This is a genomic window from Terriglobus sp. (assembly GCF_965201105.1).
Lineage (GTDB): Bacteria > Acidobacteriota > Terriglobia > Terriglobales > Acidobacteriaceae > Terriglobus.
Genome location: NZ_OZ241741.1, coordinates 1,768,705 through 1,785,046 on the forward strand (window position 1 = coordinate 1,768,705; position 16,342 = coordinate 1,785,046).

Here is a 16,342-nt window from a genome sequence, read left to right on the forward strand (position 1 = left end):
ACCTGCCCGTTACGATGACTGGATGGCTTTCCCAAATTTTCAACTTTTCATGCGTCCTATGCTTGAGGTGATGGCGGATGGGGCAGTCCATTCAGCATCCTCGCTGGAAACACCTATTGCCGATAAGCTCGGCATTTCGGTCGAAGCCCGCAGTCAAATGCTCGCGAGTGGCGGGATGACCATTCTCAAAGATCGAACGGGTTGGGCCTACTATCACCTGTTCCGTGCTGGTCTGTTGGACCGTCCAAGTCGTGGACGATACGTGATTACACAACGTGGGCGAGATGCGCTCGCTTCTGGTGCAGTAATCGACACCAAATTTCTATCTATGAATCCGGAATACCAGGCGTTCCTATCGCCTCGGGCGAAAACACCTGAGACTGCGCAAACGGTATCAGAAGGCGCACCGGAGAGTGTTCTACAACGCACACCGGTCGAGGTGATCGAGGAAGCTTTCCAGGCATTGCAAAAACAGCTTGCTTTTGACTTGCTCGACCAGATTCTTCGTAAGCCGCCGGCCTTTTTCGAGATGCTAGTCATCCAGCTCCTGCTCAAGATGGGCTACGGTGGTGCGGACCAGGATGGAAGAGTCACGGGCAGGTCTGGTGACGGCGGCATCGATGGCTTAATCAATGAGGATCGCCTTGGCCTTGACAGCATTTACGTACAAGCCAAGCGTTGGGCGAACAAGGTAGGCACGCCCGAGATCCGCAACTTCGTTGGCAGTCTCGCAGGCGAGGGGGCGCACAAAGGAATCTTTATTACGACATCGGGATTTCAGCCAGGAGTCCGCGAATACCTACGCGGTGTGCCGCAACGCATCGTGCTCATCGACGGTCAACGATTGGCCGAGTTTTGTATTCAGTATGAAGTCGGAGTCGTGAAAGAGAGTTCCTACGACTTAAAACGAATTGACGCCACTTTCTTCGAAGAGGAGGTAACGGCTTAGCTCCCTAGCGGTTCTGGATGACGATCTTCATCGAGTCCGGCTGAGGGTTGCTGGCGAGGTCGATGGCGGCGATGCTTTCGCTGAGCGGGAAGCGGTGTGAGATGAGGCGGGTGAGGTCGAAGCTGCCGTCGCGGTAGCCCTGGAAGACGAGGTCGATGGCTTCGTCCTGAATGGCGATCGAGGAGCTGTAGCTTCCCATGAGCGTCTTTTCGTCCATGCAGACCGCGGCGGGGTCGAAGGGTGCTTCGCCGTGCTGGGTCTGGGCGAACAGGCAGACACGACCGCCGGGGCGGATGGCGTTCATGGCGATGGTGATGAGGCTATTTGCGCCAACGGCGAGGAGTGCAACGTCGGCGCCGCGGCCCTCGGTGGCGGCCTTGCATGCGGTGACCACGTCGGAGCTTGCGTCGAGCGGATGATCGAGGCCGTAGGTCGCAGCGACCGCGTGACGTTCTGGATACAGGTCGCTCGTGAGGACGGTCGCACCGGTGCGTTTGGCAAGCGCGGCTAAAAGGATGCCGATGGGCCCCTGGCCGATGACCAGCACGGTTTCATCCTGCTGCAGGTGCAGCAGATCGATGGCCTTGTAGCAGGTGTTCACCGGCTCGATCCACGCGGCCTGCTCAAACGAAATGTCGTCAGGGAGGCGAATCAGGCCCTTCGCAACGATCCAATCCATGACGCGGATGTACTCGGCGAAGCCACCGCCCGCTGGGGTGAAACCGGCAGTGGTGCCGACCCTCTTATAGGTCTCGCACTGTGCGAAGGTCTGCTTACGGCAGAAGTAGCACTCGCCGCAGGGAATGTGGTGGAACGCCATGGCGCGGTCGCCGGGCGTGAACGTGGTCACGCCCTGGCCCACGGCGACGACGGTACCTGCCATCTCATGGCCGAAGATGCGCGGGGCGGAGTGCGAGCCGGTGTGGATCTTTTTCAGATCCGTGCCGCAGATGCCGCAGGTGTCGATCCGCAGGAGGACTTCGCCGGGGCCGATTTCCGGCACGGGCACGGTTTCCACGCGCACGTCGTTGACGGCGCGATAGACGGCGGCCTGCATGGTGGCGGGGATGGTTTCGGTCAAGCTTTGCTTCGGTTCGGCGACAGCGGACGGCATGGTTTATTTTCGCCGATTCTGGATGATCGATGAATCTTCACCAGTCTTAGCGGGGCTTCTCAATGCCGAGTTCGCCGGCGAGAGAATCGCACAGGTTCGCCGCGGCGAGCTTTGCCTGTTTGCCGAATCGCGCCACATCGGCCCAGTGCCGCGGCCGCAGCGCAACGTGCAGCGCGAAGCTTGCCTGCGCAAAGGTCCCGTCGTCGCGCACAAACGGGTTCAGGTCGGGTAGGTTGTCGATCAGCGCGTCAGACACAGCCTTGACGCAACGAAACGGCAAGCCATAGGCGGCGGCCAGACGTGCGACGGTTGCCGCTTCCATGTCGACCATACGTGCATCGGGGTAGCGTTCCGCCAGTTCCACTTTGTGCTCGCGAGCGGCGACGCGTCGCGCGGTCAGCAGGGTTCCGTGGCTCGCCCACTCCGACGGCGTGCAACGAAAGACCTCACCTGTCGCCAGGTCGCGCACGGCATCCGCGCGTAGCACGTTTCCGGCGCGGGCAACTTCCACCAGGCCCCCCACCCATCCCACCGAGTACACGGCGCGCACCTCGCAAACCTGCTGCGCCCGGGCGAACGCGCGGGTCGCATGGGTCGCGCCCATACCTGCGTGGAAGGCAAAAATCGTATTGGACGGATGCTGGTAGCCCGCAACACCATCGACTGTGGCCAGCGCCGCCCAGCTGCGCATCAACGGCGACAGCTCGCCGGGCATTGCGGCGATCAGCACTACAGCGGGATTGCGTTGTGGTTCCTTGCGTTCAATCAGCTTCGGTCTGGTCTGCCTGCGCAGCATCGGTCAGGCGTGTGGAAACGGCGGCGCGTAACCGTTCGCGACGAACCAGTCCATCGCCGACCGCAGCGCCTTGTAAACGGGATACACCTGAAAGCCGAGGTCGTGCTCGGCCTTCGCGGAAGACGCGAACATGTGCTTGCGACCCATGCGAACGGCTTCCATTGTCGCGCGCGGCTCCTTGCCGCGAAGCTTGCCCGTAATGGTCTGGTCGAAAAAGGCGAACGCCATCGCAACCGCATGCGGCACCTTCATCGTGGGTGCCGGGAGGCCGGAGATCGCGGCCATCTTGTCGAGGATTTGCTTGAGCGTAAGGTTTTCGCCGCCCAGAATGTAGCGGTCGCCCGGCGTGCCACGATCGAGAGCGACGAGGTGCATGCGCGCGATCTCCTCCACGTCCACCAGGTTGAGGCCGGTGTCGACGTAAGCCGGGAACTTGCCGTTGAGGAAGTCGACGACGATGCGGCCGGTGGGCGTGGGCTTGCGATCGCCGGGGCCGATCGGCGTGGTCGGATTCAGAATAATCACGTGCTGCCCGGCGCGGGCGGCCGCAATTGCCTCCTGCTCGGCGAGCCATTTCGACCGCTTGTAGTGGCCGATCATGTCGGCTTCGGAAACCGGCGTCTGCTCGTCGACGATGGTCGTGTCCTTACGAAAGCCCATCGTGGCGACGCTGGAGGTGTAGACGACTTTGGCTATACCCTCCTCGCGTGCAATGCGGAGGAGATCGCGGGTGCCGTCGACGTTGGCGCGATACATGTCGGCCGGGTCGGGCACCCATAGGCGGTAGTCCGCCGCGACGTGCACGAGAGCGTCGCAGCCGCGCAGGGCGGAGCGGAGCGATTCGGGTTGGCGGAGGTCGCCGGTGATGGTGTCCGCGGAGATACCATTGAGCGCGGCGAAATCGCTGCTAGAACGGGTGAGGAGGTGAAGGTATGCGCCTGCGTCGGCGTAGGTGCGGGCGACGTGGTTGCCAACGAAGCCGGTGGCGCCGGTGAGGAAGATTCTCATGCGCCGAGCCACTCGACAGTGATGCGGGCCTGCTGAAGTTCCAAAAAGTCCTTGTCTCCGGTCAGTACGGGAGCAGCATGCGCGACCGCAAGGTTGACGCAAAAGCAGTCTGCGTAGGAGATGGGGTGATTAGCCTTTATGGAAGCAGCACGTAAGGCGTCTTCGGCCTCCACGGCAACCGTCTCGATTCCAAGATCTTCGATCAGACGGAGGATGCTACCAGCCGTGTTCTCATCTCGTTCCTTGGCGACGAGGTAAAAGACTTCCCCAAGATTAACTTCGTGCATCATGAGCCGTGTACCGCCGTTGGCTGCAGACCTGAGCAGACCTTCAAAGCCAGCGTTTGACCAGCCTCGCAAGAAGCGCTCATGAGCGGCCATGAATCAACGACGAATGTCTTAGCGATCCGTGATGCCGGAGTCGAGTGCATCGTCGGCGAACTCCCATTCACGCTCGGCGCATTTCAGATCCGTAGCACTAGCGCGTCCAGAGGAGTGGAGGTTTTCCAGGGTCTCCGTAGCACGCTGCTTCCGGACGGCGGCAAGTCCCTGCTGCTCGGACGTTTTTGTATCGAGTAGAACGTTCGCAAGTGCATCCCAAGCAGCCATGACCTGCTCAGGAGTTCTCTTATGCTTCACTTGGACCGGTTGGAGAAGCAAACCGCAATTAGACGCAACTAGCTCCAGCCTCGCACCTTCATGCAAGAACTCAGAATCACGGAGCTCCTCAGGCACGATTAGGCTGCCGTGGTTATAGGTGAAGATCGGATTTATCTCCATAAAAGACACCCTGGTCAGTCTAGCTTTTCGGGTTCAATCTGAATATTCTTCTCGCCGGCGTTCTTCTTCTCCAAGTATTTTTTGACCCAGGCTTCGAAGGTGCGGCCGGCGGCGGTGTCGCGCCCACTGAAGTTCAGCGCAGCGATGTCGGCGTAGGGGATGCTGCGGCGGGTGCGCTGCTCGCCCTTGCTAGGGATGATGCGGACGAGCGAATCGGTCAGGGCCGCACCCTGCTTGCGGTCGAAAATGTAACCTTCGACGGCTTCACCGGAGCGCAGGGTAAGCGTCACATCGCCGCGGTAGTCAAAGGCTTTTTCTAGAGCGTCCTTGGTTTCGGCGTTGCTGGCGAGTGCTGGTATCCAGCCCTCAAGGTTTTCGCGCTCGCGTCCGGCGGCAACCTCTTGCGCGTCGGGCGCCTCATGGTTAAGCTGCTCGATTTTCAGGTGCTCCTGCTGCTCGGTCGCCATCTGCTAACTCCCTACAACCGCAGTGCGGTCGTGGTTTTCGATTGCGGAAGCCTTGGAGATGACCGGCGTGCCGATCTGAACCAACGGGCCGTGTTGGGCCGGCTTCCAGTCGTTGAGCAGCTTGGCCGCGTCGTCGTCCTTATACTCGCTGTTGAAGAACGCCTTCGCGGTCGCCATCAGGCCCTTAAACGAACCAAAGGTATAGTTCACGCCGCTTGCTTCGTACCCGGAGTGGACCATGCAATTGGCGCAGCGCGGGTTGCCGCTCTCCGTGCCATAGTTCGACCATTCGACCTCGTCCATGAGTTCCTGGAAGGTGTCGGCATAGCCGTCCTGCAGCAGGTAGCAGGGCTTCTGCCAGCCAAAGATGCTGAAAGTCGGCATGCCCCAGGGTGTGCAGGTGAGCTCGCGCTTGCCCATGAGGAATTCAAGGAAGATCGGGTTGGCGTTGAACTGCCAGCGCTTTTTGCGGTTCGACAGCAGAGCGCGGAAGAGCTTGCGCGACCGGCCGCGGCCGAGAAAGTGCTTCTGGTCCGGCGCCTTGTCATAGGTGTAGCCGGGCGAGATCATCATGGAATCGACGCCGGCGTCCATGAGCTGGTCGAAATGCCGGCGCACCGAGTTGGGATCGGCGCCGTCGAAGAGCGTGGTGTTTGTGGTCACGCGGAATCCTGCGGCGACTGCGGCGCGCACGCCTTCCATGGCGATGTCGTAGCCACCCTCGCGGCAGACGCCGAAGTCGTGGTGCTCGCGCTCACCGTCCACGTGGACGGAGAAGCTGAGGTATTTCGAAGGCTTGAACAGGTGCAGCTTTTCCTTGAGCAGGAGCGCGTTCGTGCACATGTACACGTACTTCTTGCGGTCGATCAGACCCTGCACGATTTCGGGCATGCGCGGATGCAGCAGCGGCTCACCACCCGGGATGGAGACCATGGGCGTGCCGCACTCGTCCACGGCGCGGAAACACTCCTCCGGCGTCAGCTCGGCTTTCAGGATGTGCGCCGGGTACTGGATCTTGCCGCAGCCGGCGCAGGCCAGATTGCAGCGGAAGAGCGGCTCCAGCATGAGCACCAGAGGGTACCGCTTGCGGCCCTTCAGCCTTTGCTTCAGAACGTAGGTTGCGACCGTCCACGCCTGTGCGACAGGTACTGCCATGCTCTTATTGCTCCTTTGTTCTAGTTTCGCCCAAGGCGCGCCCCGCGCCAAGGGACGAAGCCGACCAGGTACCGCGCTGGGAACAGCGCCTGCTTCGAACCCAGTCAGGCTGCAAAATTAGATCTCCGCGACCTCGTGCTCCATGCTGCGCTGATACGTGCTCAGCGCCAGCAGCGGGAAATATTGCTTATACAGGTGGTATCCCAAGTAGAACACCTGCGGGAACCCTGTGCCCGTGTAGTAACTTTCGCCGTTGCGTCCGGGCACCAGCTCCGCCCAGGAGCCGTCCTCCTGCTGCCGCTCAACCAGCCAGCGAACACCCTTTGCAACCGAGTCGGACCGGTTGTCGCCACCTGCCAGCAACGCTAGTAATGCCCATGCCGTCTGTGAGGGAGTGCTTGGGCCTACGCCGCGCTGCAACGGATCATCGTAGGTGCCGCAGGTTTCGCCCCAGCCGCCGTCGGAGTTCTGCACGGAGCGCACCCACTCAACGGATTGCTGGACTTCAGGCTCCAGGTGGCCGAAGCTCATGGCCTCAAGCCCGCGCAGCACCAGAAACGTGCCATATAGATAGTTGACGCCCCAGCGGCCAAACCAGCTGCCATCCGATTGCTGCTCTTTCCGGATGAACTGAATGGCCTTTTCGACTCGTGGATCGCGGCGCGTGTAGCCGTACGCTGCAAGCGTTTCCAGGATGCGTCCCGTGATGTCCACGGTCGGCGGGTCAAGCATCGCGTTATGGTCGGCGAACGGAATGTACTGAAAGATCATCTTGGTGTTGTCGCGGTCAAACGACGCCCATCCACCATTGCGGCATTGCATGCCGAACACCCAATCGATGCCGCGCTGCGCTGCTTCGTGCTGGCGGCGCTCTTGCGGATGGTCGACCGCCTTCAATGCCAGCAGCACCTCGCCTGTGTCGTCCACGTCGGGGTAGTGAATGTTGTTGAAGAAAAAGGCCCAGCCCCCCGGCGCGACATTCTTGACCTTTTCCGCCCAGTCACCCCTGTGCAGCACCTGCTTGCTCAGGAGCCAATCGGCGGCCTTCACCATGCGAGGATCGGTCGAGGAAACGCCTGCATCTCCAAGTGAGGAAAGGACTTGAGCTGTGTCCCACACCGGTGAGAAGCAAGGCTGCATACGGAAGGTCGGAACCGCGTAATCCGCCGTGCCTTCCGGGCAATCGATCCCGAGCTTTTCAAACTCATCCATGGCGCGAATCATCTGCGGATCGTCGAAGGAATAGCCCAGGCTTCGCAACGCCACGATCGCGTTCAGCATTGCGGGATAGATCGCGCCCAGGCCGTCGGACCCTTCGAAGCGCTCCAGCATCCATTGCTCGGCCTTTTTGAGCGCCTTCCGGCGCAGCGGCCGGATGTGAACTCGCTCATACCATTGCGCCAGACGGTTCCAGAACAGAAAGAAGTTACGCCAGGAAATTTTGTGCTTCTTGTCCCAGCGCGGGTGCAGGTTTGAGTTCTCGCGCCCGCCGACGAACAACTCGCCAATGCCCTGCTCTGGCGGCAATCGCTTCAGCGGCTTTTTGGCATAGATGATTGCGAGCGGCACCAAAATGCCGCGCGACCACGAACTGATCTCGTAGATGTTGAAGTAAAACCAGTTTGGAAACAGGACGATTTCCGGTGGCACCGCAGGCACCGCCGACCAGTCATACTCACCAAAGGCGCACAGGTAAATTTTGGTAAAAGTGTTGCACTCAACCACGCCGCCGTTTGCCAGAACCCATTCGCGTGCTCTCGTCAGCACCGGATGTTCCGTGCTCCAGCCCATGAGCTTTAGCGCGTGATACGCCTTGACAACATAATTGATATTGGAGGGACCGCCCGGGTACAGGCTCCAGCCGCCGTCCGCGTTCTGGTGCCGCAGGATTTCGTTGACCGCACGTTCCAGCTTGCCGGGGTCGCCCGTCCCCAGCAGTTTATGCATGAAGATGTAATCCGCCTCCAGCATCACGTCGGCTTCCAGTTCGCCGACCCAGTACCCCTCCGGGTGCTGCTGTCCGAAAAGCCACTGGACTGACCGCGAAATGCTGCCCCGCACCACGTCCAAGGCCACGTCGATGCGCCCAAAGCGCGGCTGCGTGACACCCGGAGACGCGTTCGGAACTGTGGAGGAAGACGACATGAAGATGGGATGAACCTCAGACGTGAGAAGAAGCAGTCTTGCGACAGAACCGGACCAGTGTTCCCTGCTAAACCGTAGGACGCGGCGCCGAAGCGATGGCCTGCACGATCTCCGGTGGCAGGCCAAAGCGGACGTTTTCCGGCATGACTTCGACTTCGTTGGCCGAACCGAAACCACGCGCCTGCAGGTAGGTCACAACTTCCTGCACCAGGACCTCCGGCGCGGACGCTCCAGCCGTCACCGCGATGCGCGATGCGGATTGCAGCCATTCCGGCTTGATGTCTTCGGCCTTGTCGATCAGGTACGATTTGGTGCCCAGGTTCATGGAAACTTCGACCAGCCGATTGGAATTCGAGCTGTTCCGCGAGCCCACCACCAGCACGACATCGGCGTTATGCGCCACGTTCTTGACCGCGGTTTGCCGGTTTTCCGTGGCGTAGCAGATGTCCTGCGCATGCGGCCCGATGATATTCGGGAACTTGCGTTTGAGCGCGTCAATCATGTATTTCGCTTCATCCAGCGAGAGCGTGGTCTGCGTCAGGTATGCGACCTTGTCCGGATCGGGCACGACCAGGGCTTCCACTTCCTGCACAGTGGACACAACCTGTGTCACATCCGGCGCTTCGCCCTGCGTTCCCTCGACTTCTTCGTGGTCGCGATGTCCAACCAGCACAAGCGAATAGCCCTGCTTGGCAAACTTGATCGCCTCCACATGCACCTTGGTGACGAGAGGGCAGGTCGCGTCGATCACCTTAAGGCCGCGCTCCTTGGCGCGCTCACGAACAGCCGGTGACACGCCATGCGCGGAGTAAATCACGCGCTTGCCTTCGGGTACCTCGTCCAGCTCGTTGACGAAGATTGCGCCCTTCTGGCGCAGGTCATCCACCACGTAGCTGTTGTGTACGATTTCCTTGCGAACGTAAATCGGCGCGCCAAACGTATCCAGCGCAATCTTCACGATGTCGACCGCGCGCACCACGCCTGCACAGAAGCCTCTCGGCTTCAGCAGAAGCACCTGCTTGGTCTGGCGATCGTCAGCGGTAGTTCCCGCTTCGGCAAAGATGGGGTCGGCGGCCAGTATCGTCACGTCTGTCAGTATACCGGAGCGTCTTGCGCCGAGCCACGACAGGTTGCACCAGTTTTGGGGCAATCTGTCGGGCAGGTGCAGTCCAGGTCTGCCCGGCGGTGTTCGGCTTTACAGGTGGCCGCCACAGCTGGAGTGCGGACAATCGCAGCCCAGGGTGGTCGTGCCGTTGGAGTTGGAGTCCTCGCAGAACTGCGAGCAGTACTTCTTTCCGTCGGTACAGGTGCAGGTACAGCCCTCGTGGGCGCACTTCTTCTGCTCATTTGCCATGATCGTCTCCTCCGGCGGCATCGCCGTCGTCAAGTCATAGGAAGCGTGGTGCGCTGAAAATGTTGTGTTGCAGCAACTGCGAACGACTTCGCAACTAGCACAAAGCAAATGGCTTGTGGGTTCATTGAAGCTCGGCGTGCGCCTTTAGCGGCTCGCCTTCAGCATCTGCTCGGCATGCCGCAGACTGGTCTCCGTCACGGTTGCGCCAGAGAGCATGCGGGCGATCTCCTGCGCGCGCTCCTCTTCTTTCAGTTGGCGGATGTCCGTCCGGGTGCGGCCGGCTTTCTCCATCTTGCTGATCAGGAAGTGCTGATTACCGAAGGCCGCGATCTGCGGCAGGTGGGTGACGCACAACACCTGCTGGTGCGCCGCCAGGGATTTCAGCTTGGCGCCGACTGCCTCCGCGGCGCGGCCGCCAATGCCGATGTCGATTTCGTCGAAGACCAGCGTGCGCGGCAGGGCGATGCGCCGCTTCGTTTTGCCCGGGCCACCCTCCTCGACGGAAACCTTCAGCGCCAGCATGACGCGGCTCATCTCGCCGCCACTGGCAATCTCCTCCAACGGTTTCATGGGCTCGCCCGCATTGGTCGCGATCAGGCATTCCACGTGGTCCCATCCAGTCGCGGTCCAGAACTGCTGTTCTTTCTGCGGAGCGACCTCCACGCGAAACTTTACTGTCATGGCCAAGTCATTAATCTGCTGCTCCGCCATCTTCTCCAGCCGGCGGGCGTTGCTGATGCGCGTTTCCGTCAGGTCCTGCGCAACGCACGAGTAGATGTGCTCGGCATCGGCGACGCGCTTCCTCGCTTCCGCGATCATCACGTCGCGGTTCTCGATCTCCGCCAGCTTCTGCGCGACCTCTTCGCCGTACTGAATCACTTCCAGCAGCGTGCGGCCGTACTTGCGCTTCAGGCGATCCAGCAGGGCAAGCCGGTCTTCGATCTCGGCCAGGCGCTCGGGCGATGCGTTGATGTTTTCCGCGTAATCGCGGACGGTGCTGCTGATGTCCTCAACCGTAGCGCGCGCGTTGGCGAGCTGCGAAGCATGTTCGATGAATTTCGATTCGTAGCGCGCCAGCTCGTCGAGCTGCTTTTGTGCGGAGGTCAGCAGGGTGATTGCCGCGGTTTCTCCCTCGTACAGCACATCGCTCGCGCTCATCGCGGCCGTGTACAACTTCTCGGCATTGCTCAGAACGCGCTTCTCGGACTCCAGATCATCATCTTCCGTGTCGCCGGCGATCGCCGCGTCCTGAATTTCGCCGCGCTGAAAGCTCCACAGGTCGGCCATGCGCAGCCGCTCCTGCTCGTCGGTCGACAGACCATCCAGCGCCTGACGCGATTCGCGCCATAGATGGTACGCGGCAGAGACGGCCTCGCCGTTCTGCTCCTTATCCATGTCCTTGTGCGCCAGAAGGCGTTCGCGGATGCGTTGCGCGGCCCCTGGCGTGGGCGCGTTTTGCGTGTGAACGCCAGCGAAGCGGTCAAGCAGGCCGCGCTGCTGCGCCTGGTCAAAGGCGCCCAGCGTCTCCGATTGTGCGTGCACCAGAGCGAGCTCCGGCGCAAGCTGGCGCAGCACACCTACGGTCGCGGGCTGATTGTTGATAAAGACCCTTCCTTTGCCGCCGGACGACACCTCGCGCCGAAGCAGGATCTCGGAGCCCTCCACGTCAATACCGTTCTGCTCCAGGATCGCCTCGGCCCCGGCAGTTGTTTCAAACACGCACGAGACCACGGCCTTTTCCGCACCGTGGCGCACCACGTCGCTGGTCGCGCGCTCGCCCATCAGTAATGCCAAAGCGTCCACCAGAATCGACTTGCCCGCGCCTGTTTCACCGGTCAGCAGGTTCAAACCCGGCCCCAGTGTGGCCACGGCATGGTCGATCACGGCGTAGTTTTCAGCGCGCAGCTCCAGCAGCATCCGGCGTTCCTCGCATCTTTCCGCCACATTTGGTGCTTCAAACGTGGCAGCGACTTTTGCCTTCTCTTCGCGCAGAGCATAGCACGCCGCTCCGCCCGAAATGACGTTACATTCTTCGCCGCACCTCCGGCGTCACTGCGGTCTGCTGCCTGTTTCGCAAGCCAGCCGTAAGTGCCTCGTTCTACACTCAGTTCAAGATGCCTGCGAACGCTCTCGCCATGCTCGGTCTTTTCTTCCTGCAGGATGACCTTTCTCCCGTTGCACCCGGCCCTGCGGCGGTGCACTCGAGTGGCGGCGCGCTCACCGACATGCTGCACAACAGCGGCCCTACCGCAATCTTTGTGCTCATCCTGCTGGCCGTCATGTCCGTGTTTTCGTGGATGATCATGATCGGAAAGTTCACCGCCTTTCGCCAGGCACGGGTGCAGAACCAGCGATTCCTGAAAGCGTTCCGCAAGAGCACGCGGCTGAGTGAAATCGCCGGTGTCGCCGACCAATTTCAGCCCGCGCCGCTGGTTGGCGTCTTCACCGAGATCGTTGAGGAGTACCAGCGCCAGACCGGCGGACGCGGCCTTCCACGCAGTCCGGCAGCCATCGAGCGTGCCGCGGCCATCGCGTCCAGCGAAGCGCTGACCGACATGGAAACCCGGCTCACCTGGCTGGCCACCATCGCGGCCGTGGCGCCGTTCGTCGGCCTACTGGGCACGGTGCTTGGCATTATCGACGCGTTTCACGGCCTGGGAACGCAGGGCTCGGCGACATTGCGTGCGGTCGCGCCCGGCATCTCCGAAGCGCTCATCACCACGGCCGCCGGCCTGGTCGTCGCCATTCCAGCCGTTGTCGGCTACAACCAGCTCACCGCACGCATCCGTGAGTTCGGCTCACGCATGGACGACTTTGGCCGCGAGCTGCTGAACGCGATTGAGAACGCCGCCGCAGCACCGGGCGCCGCACCTGGGCCGTCTTCCGTTCGCGCCGCCGCAGAGCGGCTGGGCATGGAGCGCTGAGCGATGGCCTTTTCAAGCGGCGGACGCCGGCAGGCAGGTCTCGCGGAAATCAACATCACGCCGCTGGTCGACGTAGTCTTGGTGCTGCTGCTCATCTTTATGCTGACCGCGCCGGTGCTGCAGTCCGGCATTGAGGTCGCGGTGCCGCAGACCCGCGCCGTGAACCAGTTGACGGAAGAGCACAGCGTGGTCACGATCGATGCCGACCAGCGCGTTTATTTCCAGGACAAGCCTGTCAATCTGGACGATCTGCCCGCGCTGGTGTCCCAGGGCGGGGGGGACGCGTCCAAACGAGTGATTTACGTCCGCGCCGACGGCAAGGTGCCCTTTGAAGCCTTCGCCTCTGTGATGGACGCGGTCAAGCGCGGCGGCGTGACAAACATCAGCGTGGTCACCCGGCCGTTCGAGCAGTCCGCCGGCCACTAGGCGAGACACAGGAGCGAAAACGACCGCGGTGCCGGCCCTGAAGGAGCGCGAAGCAACACGCAAGACCTCCACGGCCGCGGAGCTCGCCGGGTCGATCGTGCTGCATGTCTTGCTGTTCGGCGGAGCCATCTACTCTGGCTTTCTTTTTCACGACCGTGGGCAGAAGTGGGGCGATTCGCAGGAGATGGCCGGCGCGGTCCAGGCCACCATGGTCAGCTCCATCCCGCTACCGCCGCGGGTTCCGCCCAGGCAGGACAACGTGCTCGCCTCCGATAAGCCGAGCATTGCGCCGCCGCCGGTGAAAGAAGCCGCCGAGCCGCCGCCCAAACCTACGGACGTTCCAGTTCGGGTCAAGAAGCCCGAAAAAGAGCCGCCGAAGAAGGTCACGGAGAAGCCTTCGCCCGTCGTTCCGAAGATTCAGCAGCCGCCCAAGGTCGAGCCGCAGAAGGCGACCAGCGGCACCACGGGTGGCGTGCGTACCGCCATGCTGGCAACGCAGAGCCGGGTCGGCACAAGTGCGGTCGCCGTGACGGACCAGAGCTTTGGCGCGCGCTTCGGTTATTACGTGCGGCAGATGAATCAGCGCATCAGCCAACAGTGGGTCACCGCCACGCTCGATCCTGGCGCGCAGGGACGCCGCGTGTACATGACCTTTCGCATTGATCGCAGCGGGCAACTAAGCGATGTACGTATCGTGCAGTCCAGCGGCGACCGGACACTCGACTCCAGCGCCGTGCGCACGCTGGAACGCATCGATACACTGGCACCGTTGCCGGAAGAATATAGCGGCAGCTACATTACCGTGCAGTACTACTTCGAGCCGTCGTAACTGGCTGCTCGGCAGAAACTCGGGTGATTCCTGCCGGCGAAAGAAGGGCCAGTCCGCGCGCTGAAACGTCTACCATGAAAGCGATGGCATACCGCTTCACAACGCACTCTGCACTCGCACTGGCGCTCACGTTGGGCGCACTTGGCTCTTTGCAGGCCTCCGCACAGGACACGCTTTCGACCGGCATCAACAAGGGCGTGGATCGCATCCGGATTGCACCGGCCGCATTTCACGCGGACAATGCCGATGCTGGTCCGCTGAAGGTTACCTTCGATTCGGTGCTCGAAAGTGACCTGAAGAACGCCGGCGTTTTTGACGTGGTTTCGAAGAGCCTGGAACCGCAGGCACAGCCCGCGAATCCGAAAGACATCAACCTGAACCAGTGGTCACAGAACCCGGCCAACGCCGCCTTTGTGGCGCTGGGTGGGTTCGGCATGACCGGCGGCCGCCTTGTGGTCAACGCCTTTGTTGTGGACACGCACAATGCGCAGTACCCACAGGTCATCGGCAAGCAGTACACCGACACCGCTACGGACGAGAATGCCCGCATGATCGCCCATCGTTTCGCGGACGAAATTATCCTGCGGCTTGGCGGCGGTCTGCCCGGCATTGCGGAAACGAAGCTTTATTACATTCACGCGGCGGGCGGCACCAAGGAAGTCTGGGCCATGGACTACGACGGCGCCAATCAGCACGCAGTGACGCACCTGGGCGGCATCGCGCTGTCGCCGCGTGTTTCGCCGGACAACTCGCGTATTGCGTTTTCCACCATCAGCAACGCCGGAAATCAGATCCGGGTTTACTCGCTGCTACTCGGCCGTATGGTCAACTTTTCGCAGACCGGCGATCTGAACATTACTCCCGCATGGTCGACCAGCGGCCAGCTCGCGTGGGCTTCGTCGCGTGGCGGCAATCCTGAAATCTATGTGGGCGACGCAAGCGGCGGTGGCGCGCACCGCATCACCAACTCGCGCGGCTCAAACAGCTCACCCAGCTGGAACCCGAAAACGGGCTCGCAACTCGCCTTTATCAGCAGCCGCACCGCGCTGCCGCAGCTCTACACTATGGACGCGGACGGCGCCAGCGTGCAGCGCATAACGGACGGCGGGTACGCCACCTCCGTTTCATGGTCACCTAACGGCCAGTTCCTCGCCTTTGCATGGAACCGCAAGTATGGCCCCGGCGCGCCGGGCGGCCAGGACATTTACCTGATGGACATCGCCAGCAAACGCTGGACCCAGCTGACCAACGGCATCGGACGCTGCGACTTTCCAACATGGTCTCCGGACGGCAGGCACATTGCCTTCGCCGTGGGCTCCGGGCCGCGGGGGCAAATCTGGAGCATGCTCGCCGACGGCACGGAGAAGCAGAAGATCGCCAGTGGTGACATGCCGAACTGGAGCTTCCGCTAAATTCGCACCGGCGTTTTGTGCACCAAAACCGGGGGCATGGACGCTGCCCTTGCTCAAAATACTGCTTCTAAGCAAATACGTGAACACGTCACAGGAGAAGAAAATGTCGCAACGCATGGGTTTGGCTGCTTTCGGTCGCTTTGGTTTTGATTCTCTTACCCTGGCAAGGAAGCGCACAGGCACATGCATTACCGCGACCCTGCTGCTGACCTTTACGCTGAGCGGCTGCCACCACAAGAAATCGGCGGCGCCACCACCGCCCATCGCGCCTGCCGTCGAAGCTCCAACGGCGACCCTCTCCGCCGACCCGCTTGCCATCGATCAGGGCCAGACGGTCACTCTGAACTGGCGCACGACGAACGCGACAGACGTTTCCATCGACGGTATCGGTACGGTTAACCCCAGCGGAACGCAAACGGTAACGCCGTCGAACTCGACCAACTTTCATCTGCTTGCGAAGGGTGACGGCGGCACCGCCGAAGCCAACGTCCGCGTTACGGTTCGCGTAGCGGCAGCGCCCTCCACCGACACCGGTGCCAGCACCAACCTGGGCGACATGGGAACCGACGCCGCCTTCCACGCCGCCGTGAAGGACGTCTTTTTCGATTACGACAGCTACGACCTTCGCGCCGATGCGCAGACCAACGCGACGCAGGCTGCGAGCTACCTGACGCAGCACCCCGCGATCCGCGTGATCATCGGCGGCTACTGCGACGAGCGTGGTTCGGCCGAGTACAACCTAGCACTTGGTGAAAACCGCGCCAACGCGGCTAAGCAGGGGCTGGTGAATGCAGGTGTATCCGCAGACCGCATTCGAGTGGTCTCCTACGGCAAGGAAAAGCAGTTCTGCACCGAGGCCAATGACAGCTGCTACCAGCAGAACCGCCGCGCGCAGTTCAACCTGGATCGCTAAGATGGTTCCGCCCCAACGAGGGTGGCGTGCAGCCACCCCGGTTGGGCGGTTCTCTCAATGAGCGCTCATCC

At 61.6% G+C, this 16,342-nt stretch carries 17 protein-coding genes; 7 read left to right on the forward strand and 10 right to left on the reverse strand.

Annotated features, from left to right (window positions below; genetic code table 11):
• Positions 1-49: 49 nt before the first annotated feature.
• Positions 50-949 carry a restriction endonuclease gene (locus tag ACOFKT_RS07815; RefSeq protein WP_419807134.1) on the forward strand — a complete coding sequence of 300 codons (900 nt, stop codon included), beginning with the start codon at positions 50-52 and terminating at the stop codon, positions 947-949.
• A 4-nt stretch (positions 950-953) separates the two neighbouring features.
• Here the strand turns inward: ACOFKT_RS07815 and ACOFKT_RS07820 are convergent, their stop codons facing one another.
• From ACOFKT_RS07820 to ACOFKT_RS07860, 9 genes are all read right to left on the reverse strand, one after another.
• Entirely contained in the window at positions 954-2,063 is a 1,110-nt protein-coding gene (locus tag ACOFKT_RS07820; protein ID WP_419806839.1) for a zinc-dependent dehydrogenase, read from the reverse strand.
• 46 nt (positions 2,064-2,109) lie between these two features.
• The gene (locus ACOFKT_RS07825) at positions 2,110-2,793 is read right to left on the reverse strand and encodes a nucleoside phosphorylase (protein ID WP_419806840.1); all 684 of its coding nucleotides are present in this window, start codon (positions 2,791-2,793) and stop codon (positions 2,110-2,112) included.
• 69 nt (positions 2,794-2,862) lie between these two features.
• A complete protein-coding gene (gene hpnA / locus ACOFKT_RS07830; RefSeq protein ID WP_419806841.1) occupies positions 2,863-3,867 on the reverse strand; it encodes a hopanoid-associated sugar epimerase in 1,005 nt (334 codons plus the stop codon).
• Complete coding sequence (locus tag ACOFKT_RS07835) at positions 3,864-4,247, reverse strand: type II toxin-antitoxin system VapC family toxin (RefSeq protein WP_419806842.1); 384 nt, start codon at positions 4,245-4,247, stop codon at positions 3,864-3,866. Before ACOFKT_RS07835 ends, hpnA begins: the two co-directional genes overlap by 4 nt.
• Positions 4,248-4,265: 18 nt before the next feature.
• The gene (locus ACOFKT_RS07840) at positions 4,266-4,646 is read right to left on the reverse strand and encodes a hypothetical protein (protein WP_419806843.1); all 381 of its coding nucleotides are present in this window, start codon (positions 4,644-4,646) and stop codon (positions 4,266-4,268) included.
• Positions 4,647-4,660: 14 nt separating this feature from the next.
• On the reverse strand, positions 4,661-5,113 hold the full coding sequence (locus ACOFKT_RS07845; RefSeq protein ID WP_419806844.1) for a hypothetical protein: 453 nt from the start codon (positions 5,111-5,113) through the stop codon (positions 4,661-4,663).
• Positions 5,114-5,116: 3 nt separating this feature from the next.
• Positions 5,117-6,268 carry an adenosyl-hopene transferase HpnH gene (gene hpnH, locus ACOFKT_RS07850; protein ID WP_419806845.1) on the reverse strand — a complete coding sequence of 384 codons (1,152 nt, stop codon included), beginning with the start codon at positions 6,266-6,268 and terminating at the stop codon, positions 5,117-5,119.
• A gap of 117 nt (positions 6,269-6,385) precedes the next feature.
• Entirely contained in the window at positions 6,386-8,413 is a 2,028-nt protein-coding gene (gene shc, locus ACOFKT_RS07855) for a squalene--hopene cyclase (RefSeq protein WP_419806846.1), read from the reverse strand.
• A 67-nt stretch (positions 8,414-8,480) separates the two neighbouring features.
• Positions 8,481-9,494 carry a 4-hydroxy-3-methylbut-2-enyl diphosphate reductase gene (locus ACOFKT_RS07860; protein WP_419807135.1) on the reverse strand — a complete coding sequence of 338 codons (1,014 nt, stop codon included), beginning with the start codon at positions 9,492-9,494 and terminating at the stop codon, positions 8,481-8,483.
• Positions 9,495-9,660: 166 nt separating this feature from the next.
• On the opposite strand from ACOFKT_RS07860, the gene ACOFKT_RS07865 reads away from it, so the two are divergent.
• On the forward strand, positions 9,661-9,807 hold the full coding sequence (locus ACOFKT_RS07865) for a hypothetical protein (protein WP_419806847.1): 147 nt from the start codon (positions 9,661-9,663) through the stop codon (positions 9,805-9,807).
• A 104-nt stretch (positions 9,808-9,911) separates the two neighbouring features.
• Here ACOFKT_RS07865 and recN read toward each other — a convergent pair whose 3' ends face one another.
• Positions 9,912-11,684 (reverse strand): DNA repair protein RecN, encoded by a 1,773-nt coding sequence (gene recN, locus ACOFKT_RS07870; protein WP_419806848.1) that lies wholly within the window; start codon positions 11,682-11,684, stop codon positions 9,912-9,914.
• 197 nt (positions 11,685-11,881) lie between these two features.
• Here recN and ACOFKT_RS07875 point away from each other — a divergent pair, with 197 nt between their 5' ends.
• The 5 genes from ACOFKT_RS07875 (at position 11,882) to ACOFKT_RS07895 (ending at position 16,271) form a co-directional block, all read left to right on the forward strand.
• Entirely contained in the window at positions 11,882-12,691 is an 810-nt protein-coding gene (locus tag ACOFKT_RS07875) for a MotA/TolQ/ExbB proton channel family protein (RefSeq protein ID WP_419806849.1), read from the forward strand.
• A gap of 3 nt (positions 12,692-12,694) precedes the next feature.
• The gene (locus ACOFKT_RS07880; protein WP_419806850.1) at positions 12,695-13,117 is read left to right on the forward strand and encodes an ExbD/TolR family protein; all 423 of its coding nucleotides are present in this window, start codon (positions 12,695-12,697) and stop codon (positions 13,115-13,117) included.
• Between the two features lie 28 nt (positions 13,118-13,145).
• Positions 13,146-13,946, forward strand: a complete 801-nt coding sequence (locus ACOFKT_RS07885; protein ID WP_419806851.1) for a TonB family protein — start codon at positions 13,146-13,148, stop codon at positions 13,944-13,946.
• Between the two features lie 83 nt (positions 13,947-14,029).
• On the forward strand, positions 14,030-15,358 hold the full coding sequence (locus ACOFKT_RS07890; protein ID WP_419806852.1) for a translocation protein TolB: 1,329 nt from the start codon (positions 14,030-14,032) through the stop codon (positions 15,356-15,358).
• Positions 15,359-15,461: 103 nt separating this feature from the next.
• Complete coding sequence (locus ACOFKT_RS07895) at positions 15,462-16,271, forward strand: OmpA family protein (RefSeq protein WP_419806853.1); 810 nt, start codon at positions 15,462-15,464, stop codon at positions 16,269-16,271.
• Positions 16,272-16,342: the final 71 nt, after the last annotated feature.

Excerpts from the sequence above, each read along its gene's own strand:
- ACOFKT_RS07815 (WP_419807134.1), top strand. The coding sequence starts at position 50 with ATGCGTCCTATGCTTGAGGTGATGGCGGATGGGGCAGTCCATTCAGCA.
- ACOFKT_RS07820 (WP_419806839.1), bottom strand. The coding sequence starts at position 2,063 with ATGCCGTCCGCTGTCGCCGAACCGAAGCAAAGCTTGACCGAAACCATC.
- hpnA (WP_419806841.1), bottom strand. The coding sequence starts at position 3,867 with ATGAGAATCTTCCTCACCGGCGCCACCGGCTTCGTTGGCAACCACGTC.
- ACOFKT_RS07835 (WP_419806842.1), bottom strand. The coding sequence starts at position 4,247 with ATGGCCGCTCATGAGCGCTTCTTGCGAGGCTGGTCAAACGCTGGCTTT.
- ACOFKT_RS07840 (WP_419806843.1), bottom strand. The coding sequence starts at position 4,646 with ATGGAGATAAATCCGATCTTCACCTATAACCACGGCAGCCTAATCGTG.
- ACOFKT_RS07845 (WP_419806844.1), bottom strand. The coding sequence starts at position 5,113 with ATGGCGACCGAGCAGCAGGAGCACCTGAAAATCGAGCAGCTTAACCAT.
- hpnH (WP_419806845.1), bottom strand. The coding sequence starts at position 6,268 with ATGGCAGTACCTGTCGCACAGGCGTGGACGGTCGCAACCTACGTTCTG.
- shc (WP_419806846.1), bottom strand. The coding sequence starts at position 8,413 with ATGTCGTCTTCCTCCACAGTTCCGAACGCGTCTCCGGGTGTCACGCAG.
- recN (WP_419806848.1), bottom strand. The coding sequence starts at position 11,684 with ATGCTGCTGGAGCTGCGCGCTGAAAACTACGCCGTGATCGACCATGCC.
- ACOFKT_RS07875 (WP_419806849.1), top strand. The coding sequence starts at position 11,882 with ATGCCTGCGAACGCTCTCGCCATGCTCGGTCTTTTCTTCCTGCAGGAT.
- ACOFKT_RS07880 (WP_419806850.1), top strand. The coding sequence starts at position 12,695 with ATGGCCTTTTCAAGCGGCGGACGCCGGCAGGCAGGTCTCGCGGAAATC.
- ACOFKT_RS07890 (WP_419806852.1), top strand. The coding sequence starts at position 14,030 with ATGGCATACCGCTTCACAACGCACTCTGCACTCGCACTGGCGCTCACG.
- ACOFKT_RS07895 (WP_419806853.1), top strand. The coding sequence starts at position 15,462 with ATGTCGCAACGCATGGGTTTGGCTGCTTTCGGTCGCTTTGGTTTTGAT.